The sequence below is a fragment of the Halobiforma nitratireducens JCM 10879 genome (assembly GCF_000337895.1).
In the GTDB taxonomy this organism is placed as follows: domain Archaea; phylum Halobacteriota; class Halobacteria; order Halobacteriales; family Natrialbaceae; genus Natronobacterium; species Natronobacterium nitratireducens.
In genome coordinates, this window is record NZ_AOMA01000171.1 from 32647 (window position 1) to 43378 (window position 10732).

The window sequence follows — 10732 nt, forward strand, 5'->3', positions numbered from 1 at the left end:
GTAAGGTCGGCCAACGAGTCAGGCGTTCGTGTAGCGTTCGAATTACAAAGGTCGGCCGACCGGAGGATGCCTGTATGTCGCCTACGCTCGCGGGGAAGAACGTGCTCGTTACCGGCGGTTGCGGTTCGATCGGCGCGGAAATCGTCTCGGAGCTTTTGACCCGCGATCCGAACGTCGTCCGAATCGTAGACAACAGCGAACAACGGCTCGCCGCCTTCAGCGGCTCGTTCGGTGACGCGGCGTCGGCGATCGACTGTGTCCTCGCTAACGTCCGCGACAAAGACCAGCTCGCGATCGCGATGCGTGACGTCGACGTCGTCTTTCACGTCGCGGCGATGAAACACGTCCCGATGGTCGAGGACAACCCCTACGGTGCCGTCCGGACGAACGTTACCGGGACGAGAAACGTCGTCGAGGCCGCCGCCGACGCTGGCGTCGACCGTCTGCTCGGCGTCAGCACGGACAAGGCCGCAAACCCCACCTCGACGATGGGGTCGACGAAGCTCATCGCCGAACGGCTCGTCTCCTCGTTCGACAAACATCGGCCGCCCGAACAGCTCACGCTCGGCTCGGTCCGCTTCGGGAACGTCGTCGGCACCACGGGGTCCGTCGTTCCGCTGTTCCACGACCAGATCCGGTCGGGCGGTCCGCTGACCGTCACCGACCCGAGCATGACCCGGTTCGTCATGCGCCCCGAAGAGGCCGCCCGGTTCGCCATCGACGCCTGCCTCGAGTTAGACGGCGGCGAGGTGGTCGTGAAGAAGATGCCCGCGATGACGGTCGGCGATCTCGCGGAAGCGATGCGTGCCCACTACGCGCCCCGGTTCGGCCACGATCCCGACGAGATCGAGATCGACTACGTCGGCCCGAAACCCGGAGAACGGTACCACGAGAAGCTGGTCGCCGAGGACGAGGTCCGCTACGCCGACGAGCGCGAAGATCGGTACGTCCTCTACCCGCAGGCCGAGACTCCGGATGTCTCGAACGACCTCGAGGGCGAGTATACGTCGGCGAACACTCGACACATGTCCCAGGACGAGATCATCGAGATGGTTCGTGGGACGATCGGCGACGGCAAACCGGGGACCGATACCGACCGGGATGAGGCCGCTGGACCGGATGCCGACCCAGCGACGGCTGCGACCTCGAGTGAGGTAGCCGGGCGTAGCGGCGGAACCGACAGCGAGCCCGGACCTTCCGATCTCGAGACGGCTCCGGCCGATCCCCCGTCGTCGACGGGACCGGGCGTAGAGTCGGGTGGCGGCGATGAGTGAGGACGACCGCGACACTGTCGGCGTCCTCGGCGCGACCGGCTACGTCGGACACGCGGCCGTCACGGAACTCCGGGAGCGGGGCTACGCGGTGACGCCGGCCGCCGGCTCCGAGCACGACGAGTTCCCCTCGATCGATGTCCGGGATCGCACTGCAGTTCGATCGTTCGTCGACGACGTGGATGCGCTAGTCAACGCCGCCGGGCTGGTCGGGATCGATGCCTGCGATGAGAACCCGGACGCCGCCCTCGAGATCAACGGGTTCGGCGCGGCGACCGTCGCGTGGGCGTGTGCCCGCGCCGACGTTCCGCTCGTCTCGCTCTCGACTGTCGCAACGATCGGCGCTTCCGACCCTGAGACGGGGCCGATCACCGCCGCGACGGACCGCGAGCCGGCGACGACGTACGGGCGGACGAAACTCCTCGGCGAGCGGGCGGTTCGAACCGTCACGGACGGGCGGGTTCCGTCGATCACCTACAGCGTGACGAACGTCTACGGACGGCACGAGCCGGGGGCCACCAGCGGTAACTCCGTGCTCGATTTCTTCCTCGAGCGGGCGGCGGACGGCGAACCGCTGCCCGTCCACCGACCTGGGACACAGGAGTTCGATTTCGTCCACGTTCGCGACGTGGCGGCGGCCATCGCTCGAGCGGTCGAGTCGATCACTACCGAACGGCACGAGCCGACCGCCTGGTCCTACGTCCTCGGGCGTGGTCGCACCTACAGCGTGCTCGAAGTCGCCGGACTGGTCGCCGACGGCTATCGGCGTGTGACCGGCTCGCCGCTTGGCATCGAACTTCGGGACCCTCCCTCGAGCGACGACCCGATCACCGACCGGTTCGAGGTCGACCCCGAACCGCTGCGTGCTGCGCTCGGCGTCGATCCCACTCGAGACGTCGAGGACTGGATCGAAACGGAGCTCCGGCGACGGCTCGAGGAGGGGTCGACGATCGAAGAAGGGGGGAGGACGGACCGACACGGAGAGTCGACCAGCGACGAGATGGTCTGATTCGTCTCGTCGTGTCTCTGCACCCCAACTCGTTTCGGTGTCGGTTTTCCCGTCGAACACGCTCGAGGCTACGCTTCCGGCGAGTGGGTGCTCGAAAAACGACGCCGAAGCCAGGACTCGAACCTGGGACAACCTCGTTAACAGCGAGGTGCTCTACCATCTGAGCTACTTCGGCTCACCTTCGAGTAGTCGAGTGCATTTGATAGGGCTTTCGTTTTCGCTTCCGGCGGTTCGGCGTTCGACACCCCGTCACGCGCTCGCAACAGACGTACACCCCAGCTCGTTTCGACGGTTCGATACCCTTTCACTCGCCGCGCGAGTAGTGTCGATCGATGAGCGAGGAGACCGCCGAACGAGGTGCGGACGATCGGTCCGATGCGAGCGGGAGCGGAAGCGACGACCCGGACGGAAGCGCAAACGCAGACGGCGACGACAACGCCGACGCCCCCTCCGGGTCGGCCGCCCTCGAGCACGTCCTCGAGACCGTTCGTGACCGCGTCGATCCCGATCCGGACGAGCGAGACCGGCTGCGTAAAGTCGCAGACCGACTCGCCGAGCGCGCGGCAGACGCCGCGACCGACCGCGCTCCCGACGCGGACGTCGTCCAGGTCGGCTCGACCGCCAGGAACACCTGGATCAGTGGCGACCGTGACATCGATCTCTTCGTGCGGTTCCCGCCGGAGCTCGACCGTGACACACTCGAGGAGTACGGCCTCGCGGTCGGACACGCCACACTCCCCGACGGCCACGAGGAGTACGCCGAACACCCCTACGTGAAAGGCACCGTCGAGGGATTCGATATCGACGTCGTTCCCTGTTTCCGCCTCGAGTCCGCGACGGACATCCGATCGGCGGTCGATCGAACGCCGTTTCACAACAGCTACCTGCTCGAGCGACTCGACGACGACCTCGCCGCCGACGTGCGCCTCACAAAACAGTTCCTGAAGGGAATCGGTGTCTACGGCAGCGACCTCCGGACGCGGGGCTTTAGTGGCTTTCTCACGGAACTGCTCGTCTGCGAGTACGGCGGTTTCCGCCCGCTGCTGGAGGCTGCCCGCGACTGGCATCCGCAGGTCGAACTCGACCCGGAAGATCACGGCGAAGCGTCGTTCGACGACCCGCTCGTCGTCATCGATCCGACCGATCCCGAACGCAACGTCGCCGCCGTCTGTTCGTCGGCCAACGTCGCGCGACTCCAACACTACGCCCGCGAATTCCTCGAGGAGCCTGCCATCGAGTACTTCGAGCCCGACGATCCCGCTTCGCTCTCGGAGAGCCAACTTCAGGAGCATCTAAAACGCCGCGGGACGACCCCGGTCGCGATCCGGTTCGACGCGCCGGACCTCGTCGAGGATCAGCTCTATCCTCAGCTCCGGAAATCCCTCGACGGCGTCACGACCGGGCTGGACGACCGCGGGTTCGACGTATTCCGCGCGACGGCGATGGCAAACGACGACGGCAGTAACGGACACGGCCTCCTGTTCGTCGAACTCGCCGTCGACGAACGGCCGACCGTCGAGCGCCACGATGGGCCGCCGGTCCACGTGAAAGGCCACGCGGAAGGGTTTTACGACGCCTACACGGCCGATTCAGACGTGTACGGCCCGTTCATCGAAGGAGGGCGCTACGTCACCGAGCGTCGCCGCGAGTTCACTACCGCGCGGGCATTCCTCGAGAGCGACCGGCTCTTCGACGTCGGTCTCGGTGCACACGTCGAGACGGCCCTCGAAGACGACTACGAGGTCCTCGTCGGCGACGACGTGACTGCACTGCTTGCGGAGTTCGGAGCCGAGTTGCGACGGTACTTCGAGCCGGTCCCCTGATCGTTCGGACTGCTCGGACTCCTCGAACGGCTCTCCGTCCTCCTTTTGTCCCCTCCTGTCAGAATCCTCGAGCCGACTATCGGTCTAAAACAGTCGCCTACCCCTCGAGATCGTCGTCCCCGTGGCTGTCGTCACCAGCCTCACCAACGGCTCCAACGTCGACCTCGAGACCGTGTTCGTCCGCCACGTCGGCGATCACCGACGCGGCGTCGTCGCTTACTTCCTCGTCGTCGTCCGGCTCGATCGGCTCCCGGCCGTCGAAGGTCTCGTGGACGATCGAGACGCTGTCGGCGAGGACATCCAGTCCGTAGCCGCCCTCGAGGACGAACGCCAGCGCGGCATCGGTTCGATCCGCTAGCCCGCGGAGGCGGTCGGTCAGCAGGGCATATGCCTCCGTCGAGAGTCGGATCCGCGAGATCGGATCGTGACGATGGGCGTCGAAGCCGGCACTGACGATCAGCAGGTCGGGATCGTACGCCTCGAGTGCGGTCGCGATCGGCCCTTCGACGGCTGCCAGGTAGTCGACATCGTCGGTACCGGCCGGCATCGGAAGGTTCATTGTCGTCCGCTCACCGTCGCCTTCGCCGCTCTCGTCGATCTGTCCGGTGCCGGGATACAGCCCCTTCTCGTGAATCGAGACGAAGAAGACGTCCTCGCGATCGTAAAAAATGTCCTGCGTGCCGTTCCCGTGGTGGACGTCCCAGTCGACGATCGCGACCCGATCGACGTCGTACGCGTCGTCCTCGAGCGCCTGCTGGGCGGCCACGGCGACGTTGTTTACGAAGCAAAACCCCATCGCGTCGTCGACAACAGCGTGGTGACCCGGCGGGCGGCCGATCGAAAACGGCGTCTCGCGGCCCGTGTTCCCCTCGAGCGCTTGCTCGATCGCCCAGGTTGCCTGCCCGGCGCTGTACCGGATCGCGTCCCACGTCTCTTCGACGGCGGTCGTGTCCGGGTCCCAGTTGCCGCCGCCCTCGGCGCAGAATTCCTCGACGTCTTCGACGTACGACCGGTCGTGAACCGACGCGATATCGTCGAATCCGACGGGATCGGCTTCGACGTACTCGACACCGTGCTTTCGTTTCAGTCGCTCCCTGATCGCCCGCAAGCGATCCGGCGTTTCCGGGTGACGCGGCCCGGGATCGTGTGCGAGACAGACCTCGCTGTAGCCGAACTGCATCTCACTCGAACAGCGAGAAGTACGTCTCGATGTCGTCGTCGGTGATGGTGCGTCGGTCGGCGTGACGGGCGAGGATCGCCGCCGCTCCCGCGACGTTGTCGGCGTAATCCTCGAGAATGTCCGCGAGGGCGACGCGTGCGTCCATCGAGACGCGGTATCGGTCATCGATTTCGAGCCTGGCAATACGATCGACCGGCGCGACCGGCAACTCGAGGTCGTCCTTGTCGACGACCTGCTCGACGCCGAAGTCCTCGGCCATCAGCGTCTTGCGGCCGTCGGCAGTCGCCTCTTCGGCGGCGTCGATCGCGAGGTCGCTCCCGTGTTCCTGGATCCGCTTTGCGAGTTCCTTCGACGCGTCGGCGCTCACCCGAAGATCGCCCGCGTTCCGCCGGATGATCGTATCAACCGGGGCGAACGGGAGTTCGACGTTCATATAATGATACGCGGAACTGACCCCCTTAACGCTTTTCCTAGCCGCTCGAGGCTGTCTCGTCGGCTCAGAACACGTCGTTTGCCTCGAGGCGGCCGTCGCGGACGACCCCGCGTGCGGTGATCTCCTCGCCGAGACCGACGTCGACCTCGGTATCGACGCTCATCGTCGTCTCGCCGTCGTCTAACACGACCGGATTGCCGGCCTGCACCACGACGCCGGTGAACTCGACTTCGTCGCCATCGGCGGGTTCGTCCCCGCGTTCGCGTTCGGGTCCGCTTGTCTCCGAACGTCCGGCATTCGACTCGGCGGCTGCGGTCGTACCCGACTCCGAGTCGCTTCCGCCACTCGCGAAGTCGGACAACCCGGCGTTGTCGTCGTCCGACTCGCTCGCTTGTGAGTCGCTCGCAGCTCCGCTCGAATCGGACTCGAGGACGGTGATCGTCGACTGCCAGCCCGCCGACGCCTCGAGGTCGTCCTGCCAGCCGTCCTGGATTTCGACGTCGCCCAGCGCGATCTCGTCGCCGGGGCCGACGTCGAGATCCGCTTTTTCGCCCCAGAGCGCGACGCGGATGTCGCCGGTCGCATCCTGAATGCGGACGTTTCGAACCTGGCCCTCGGACCCATCGTCCCGGTCGAAGGTTCGTTTCGGGTCCGCCGAACGGACGACCCCGGCGAGATCGACCGTCTGCCCGATCTCGATTTCCTCGATGGGCGTGCTGTCGGGGACGTACTCGACCTCCGCGTCGACCTCTTCGATCGCGCCGCGGTTCCCCACGTGGAGTTCGAGGCTGCCGTCGCGCTCACGGACGTAGCCGTCGACGACCTCTACTGTCGTCCCGGGCTCGAGTTCCGTCGCCGTCTCGGCCTGCTCGTCCCACAGCGTGACCCGGACACGTCCCGTCGAATCGCCGAGCGTGACGTTCGATACTTTCCCTTCGGACCCGTCGTCCCGATCGAAGGTCCGGATGCTATCGGTATCGAGCACGAGCCCGACGAGATTGACGTTCGAGAGTCCCAGCGACAGGTCTTCGATGTCGTAGGTGTCCGACACCTGGACGTCGACTTCGGTGTCCTCGTCGGGTTCGGCCTCGTCGACGCTCACTTCGACCCCCGAGAAGCCGTCCTTGGGTCGACCCTTGATCCGCAGTACGTCGCCTTCCTCGAGTTCGTCGGTCGCCGCCTCGGCGTGCTCGTCCCAGAAGGCCGCGCGCACGGAGCCGGTCTCGTCGGCCACCTCGACGTTGACGACGCGGCCGTCCTCGTCTTCGCCGTCGCGTTCGAACGTGCGTACCTCGCCGATCGAGATCACCTTGGCGACGAACTTCGCTTCCTCCATCCCGGGCTCGATGTCGGCGATTCCGCCGACCTCGCTCTCGCCGACCTCGTGAGCGACGAGCATCGCCGCCGTCTCCTCGTCCGCGAGTCCCCCCATCTGCTCGACTTTCGCCTCGACGGCCTCGCGAAACTCCTCGAGAGAGACGTCGGCCTCGAGATCCTCGTAAACGGCCTCAATGTCGCTCATTCTATAGTCGTGCATGCATAGGCCGCGCATAAGCGTTGTCCATTCGGCGTGTTCGGCTCCCCGTCTGGCGATCGGTCGTCGCCCGACTGTCGCCTCGGAGTCGTCTTTCCCGGAATCGGGAGGCACATACGATTGGTGGGGGTCTCCCCGAGTCGTCGAACCCGACGCCGTCCCGGCCGTCTCGCGATCATGCCTCCGCTGGCCGCCCGTTCGTATATAAATCGCTGGCTCGTGCTCGAATTCCTCGCTCGAGCAGCGACGGGATACCAACCGGAGACGAGTGCCACGTGGACCCACGCCGGTGGGCGATCGTTTCGAAAGGGCTTTATTAGTTCCACCGCTACGTAGAGATGAGTCCTGATAGGGTAGTGGACTATCCTCTTGGCTTGCGGAGCCAGGGACCGGAGTTCAAATCTCCGTCAGGACGCTCACTTATCGCGAGTGCTTTACGTTGTTCAGCACCCGCTCTCGTGTTCGGACCTGACGTGCCCACCGCTCGCTTCGTTCGCGTTGGACTCCGTCAGGACGGGTTTCCGTACACAACGATGGCGAGCGAACAGGGATTGACCCCCTTCCGCGTCTAAAGACGCGGGTATACGCTCGTACTCTGTATCACACCAAACATCTGTCCGAGAGTCCCGAGACCTCGAGACCGGTGAGATCGACTGGTCACTCGAACTCGACTACGTCATCAGCGATAGCTCGCTTGCCGCCACGCTCTCGTCGGACCGGAAGCTGCCTGCCCGGAACCTACTCGGCTCGAGTCCGCACTCGTACTGTGAGCGGACCGTACGCACGAACGGACGGCGATGGCGACGAGTCGGGCCGGTCTCGAGTGAGCCGACGGCACTTGCTCGGATCGGTGGCGGGAGCGAGCGTCGGCGTTGCGGGGCTCGGCGCTGCAACCGACACGACCTCGGCGACGGGTTTCACCGGCTGTGACGACTGGCTGGACGCACCCGCGGCGTATCCCGAAATCGATCTGACGAGGGCTAACCCGACCGCATCGAACGTCGATCCTCTCGAGGACGAGGACGAATACGTCGTCTACGTCCACGGCTGGCGTGGCCTCGAGACGAGCACGGACCAGACCCACACGCTCGAGCAGGCGTTCGAGGACGAGGGGTACGACTCGCCGGTGGTTGCGGCCGCCTGGGAGGCGGATACGGTCAACTACTGGCGGGCAGAGAGCAGAACGGAGACGGCAGGGCGACGACTCGCGTCGTGGCTCTCGACCGTGGCGGATGCCGAGGTCGAGACGATCCGTCTCGTCGGCCACTCGCTCGGCGGCCGGGTCTGTCTCGAGACGCTGCGTTCGCTCTCGGACGGGGCCGTCGAGTCCGTCTCCCTCCTCGGAACCGCTGTTGACGACGATTCGGTCTGTACCGACGGGCGGTACGCCTACGGCATCGAGACCGCTGCGAACGAAGTCTACAACTACCACTCCGAAAACGACGATAGCGTCTGCTACGGCTACGACATCCAGTCGCTCTCGAGCGGCCTCGGCTGTGGCGGAGCCGACTGTGGCGACGGGTGGATCGGTGACGATCCCGGCACGACCCCGAACGGCTATGCCGACGTGGACGTGACCGACGCAGTCGAGGATCACTGCGGGTACGGAAAGCCGGACGTGGGGTGTGTGTCGCGTCTCGTCGCGGATTTCGAGTAGCGCGGACTCACGACTCGTCCCTCGTCCTCGTGGTCCGGGGGCGACTCGAGACGATTCAGGACGATTCGAGACGACTCGAGCATCGCCACTCACGGACGAAAAACGGGTGAGAGGAGTAAGCCCCCTTCTGTTCGTCCCGGCATTCGGCTGAGCGTCCGCGCCGTCCACGATCGTCGCGCCGTTCGCGACGACCGTGGGGCGTTCGGGCTACCACGGCGCGGACTTGCACCGGTGAGGGTTCGCCGTTCCATCGATCCTCGGCCGTCTGCGTGGTCGATCGCTCCGTGCGTGTTCGACGACTCGCGCCGTCTCACCGTTTACGGTTCTCGCGTCGGAGACGCGTCGAACCGTGCTCGCGATCCACGGGTTCGAACCGTGAGGGCGACCACGCCGGTGGCGGCGACGCCGCCGTTCGAGACGTGGTCACGACGTGACCACGCTCCCTCTGCGGGTCAACTTCCCTTCCTTACGGTCGGGTTCGCACGCATCATCGGTCGGGCCGAGACGTGTCGTTTCTGTTCCAGAGCCAGCGGTCTCCCGCTCCGGACTTGCGTCCGGTCACCTGCCCGAACAGGTGGGGGGACTTTCCTCGCGTTTGTGATTCATCCGGGAGGGATGGATCACGGTAACGTGTTGCCCGACTCGAGGAGTCGGGTAACCTTGAACGATCGCGCCGTTGCCGACGCGACCGCCGCGGCAGCCAGGCTCTCTCTCCCAGTTCGGGTAGGAGCCGGCATCGAATAAGTTCCTCGGTCGTTCAGTCCGGTTCGATTCGTCCATCCTGTTGGCTCTGGTCCACCCCTCGAACGGAATGGAAGCGTTTTAGGACGATCCTTCCCATGTACATCTATATGTCCCAGCGACAGGGCGTCGACCTTTCCTACGAAGACGGGGCGCGCGCCGTCGAACTCGCGCGCGAAGCCGTCGAATCCTACGTACAACACGGGCAACGAGAACAACCGGGCAGCATGCGAGAGACCTTCTACGAGCGTACGGGCGCGTTCGTCCGCCTCGAGTCTACGCGCGGTCGGGGGAGCCTGCGAGGCTGTGCCGGCGGCTATCGGTCCGACGACCAGCTCGGCCACGTCATCGTCGACGCGGCGATCGAGGCCGCAAGCGACGACTCCTGTGGCTCGGAGGTCACTCCCTCGGAGCTGCCGAACCTCACGGTTTCGGTGTGTGCGGTCACGAACGTCGTGCTCACCGACGACCCGCTGTCGGACCTCGAGCTCGGCACACACGGCGTCGCGATCGACGGCGGTGAGGGCGGCTGGCTCTATCCGACGGTGCCGGTCGAGAACGGCTGGAGCGCCAGGGAGTACCTCGATCGAACCTGTCGGAAGGCCAAACTCGCGCCGGGTGCCTGGCAGAACGACGACGTCGTCGTCACGCTGTTCGAGGGGCAGGTGTTCCGCGAGCGCGAAGCGGACGGCAGCATCGAAGAGCTGTAGTTCCTCCCGGTGGATCGTCGAACGCAGTTGGGGACAGTCCCAGTCCCAGTCCCAGTCTCGAGTCGCACATCTCTTCGACCACGTCTCGAGTCGCAACCGTCGGTGCCCCCGACCAGGACGAGTCGTTGTTCCCGGAACTCCGGGACTGCAGGGACATCTCGCGGCAATCCACGGTTACTCGAGTCGGGCACACGTCGAACGAGCAGTCGTCACGTCGTTGGCTCTTCGGACTGGTCGTCCGTTCCGTGTTCCGTCGATTCGACTAGCACTCTCGTCGCTTCGAATCTGCTCCGTTGCGAGGTCATCTAATCCTCCTCTCAGGCGTTCACTCCACTGTTCTTCGTGAGACTTGTAGGGAATTGGACGCCGTCTTG

The 10732-nt window shown here is 65.3% G+C and carries 8 protein-coding genes, 2 tRNA genes and 1 other RNA gene; 6 read left to right on the forward strand and 5 right to left on the reverse strand.

The genetic code is table 11. The features are described 5' to 3' along the window. The first annotated feature begins 74 nt into the window (after positions 1 to 74). A complete protein-coding gene (locus C446_RS16110; protein WP_049920296.1) occupies positions 75 to 1274 on the forward strand; it encodes an SDR family NAD(P)-dependent oxidoreductase in 1200 nt (399 codons plus the stop codon). Further along, on the forward strand, positions 1267 to 2280 hold the full coding sequence (locus C446_RS16115; protein WP_239639524.1) for an NAD-dependent epimerase/dehydratase family protein: 1014 nt from the start codon (positions 1267 to 1269) through the stop codon (positions 2278 to 2280). Before C446_RS16110 ends, C446_RS16115 begins: the two co-directional genes overlap by 8 nt. Positions 2281 to 2382: 102 nt before the next feature. Here C446_RS16115 and C446_RS16120 read toward each other — a convergent pair. Next, positions 2383 to 2455: transfer RNA gene (locus C446_RS16120), tRNA-Asn, on the reverse strand. A gap of 157 nt (positions 2456 to 2612) precedes the next feature. Between C446_RS16120 and cca the strand changes: the two genes are divergently transcribed. Continuing rightward, positions 2613 to 4103 carry a CCA tRNA nucleotidyltransferase gene (gene cca / locus C446_RS16125; RefSeq protein WP_006674194.1) on the forward strand — a complete coding sequence of 497 codons (1491 nt, stop codon included), beginning with the start codon at positions 2613 to 2615 and terminating at the stop codon, positions 4101 to 4103. Positions 4104 to 4200: 97 nt separating this feature from the next. Here the strand turns inward: cca and C446_RS16130 are convergent, their stop codons facing one another. The 3 genes from C446_RS16130 to C446_RS16140 all read right to left on the reverse strand — a co-directional run bounded on the left by C446_RS16130 (position 4201) and on the right by C446_RS16140 (position 7238). Then, entirely contained in the window at positions 4201 to 5283 is a 1083-nt protein-coding gene (locus tag C446_RS16130) for a histone deacetylase family protein (protein WP_006674195.1), read from the reverse strand. 1 nt (position 5284) lies between these two features. Continuing rightward, entirely contained in the window at positions 5285 to 5716 is a 432-nt protein-coding gene (locus C446_RS16135) for a histone (protein WP_006674196.1), read from the reverse strand. A 64-nt stretch (positions 5717 to 5780) separates the two neighbouring features. Continuing rightward, positions 5781 to 7238, reverse strand: a complete 1458-nt coding sequence (locus tag C446_RS16140; RefSeq protein WP_006674197.1) for a single-stranded DNA binding protein — start codon at positions 7236 to 7238, stop codon at positions 5781 to 5783. A 354-nt stretch (positions 7239 to 7592) separates the two neighbouring features. Between C446_RS16140 and C446_RS16145 the strand changes: the two genes are divergently transcribed. Both C446_RS16145 and C446_RS16150 read left to right on the forward strand, forming a co-directional pair. Further along, positions 7593 to 7665: transfer RNA gene (locus C446_RS16145), tRNA-Arg, on the forward strand. 351 nt (positions 7666 to 8016) lie between these two features. Next, positions 8017 to 8907 (forward strand): lipase family alpha/beta hydrolase, encoded by an 891-nt coding sequence (locus C446_RS16150; RefSeq protein WP_006674198.1) that lies wholly within the window; start codon positions 8017 to 8019, stop codon positions 8905 to 8907. Between the two features lie 108 nt (positions 8908 to 9015). Here C446_RS16150 and rnpB read toward each other — a convergent pair. Further along, positions 9016 to 9559: RNase P RNA component (rnpB, locus tag C446_RS16160), an RNA gene on the reverse strand. Between the two features lie 199 nt (positions 9560 to 9758). Between rnpB and C446_RS16155 the strand changes: the two genes are divergently transcribed. Then, positions 9759 to 10358: a TIGR00296 family protein gene (locus C446_RS16155; RefSeq protein WP_006674199.1), complete on the forward strand. Its 600-nt coding sequence runs from the start codon at positions 9759 to 9761 to the stop codon at positions 10356 to 10358. Positions 10359 to 10732: the final 374 nt, after the last annotated feature.

What these genes read in the sequence shown, in the direction of transcription:
- C446_RS16110 (WP_049920296.1), top strand. Translation starts at nt 75, where the DNA reads ATGTCGCCTACGCTCGCGGGGAAGAACGTGCTCGTTACCGGCGGTTGC.
- C446_RS16155 (WP_006674199.1), top strand. Translation starts at nt 9,759, where the DNA reads ATGTCCCAGCGACAGGGCGTCGACCTTTCCTACGAAGACGGGGCGCGC.
- cca (WP_006674194.1), top strand. Translation starts at nt 2,613, where the DNA reads ATGAGCGAGGAGACCGCCGAACGAGGTGCGGACGATCGGTCCGATGCG.
- C446_RS16135 (WP_006674196.1), bottom strand. Translation starts at nt 5,716, where the DNA reads ATGAACGTCGAACTCCCGTTCGCCCCGGTTGATACGATCATCCGGCGG.
- C446_RS16130 (WP_006674195.1), bottom strand. Translation starts at nt 5,283, where the DNA reads ATGCAGTTCGGCTACAGCGAGGTCTGTCTCGCACACGATCCCGGGCCG.
- C446_RS16140 (WP_006674197.1), bottom strand. Translation starts at nt 7,238, where the DNA reads ATGAGCGACATTGAGGCCGTTTACGAGGATCTCGAGGCCGACGTCTCT.
- C446_RS16115 (WP_239639524.1), top strand. Translation starts at nt 1,267, where the DNA reads ATGAGTGAGGACGACCGCGACACTGTCGGCGTCCTCGGCGCGACCGGC.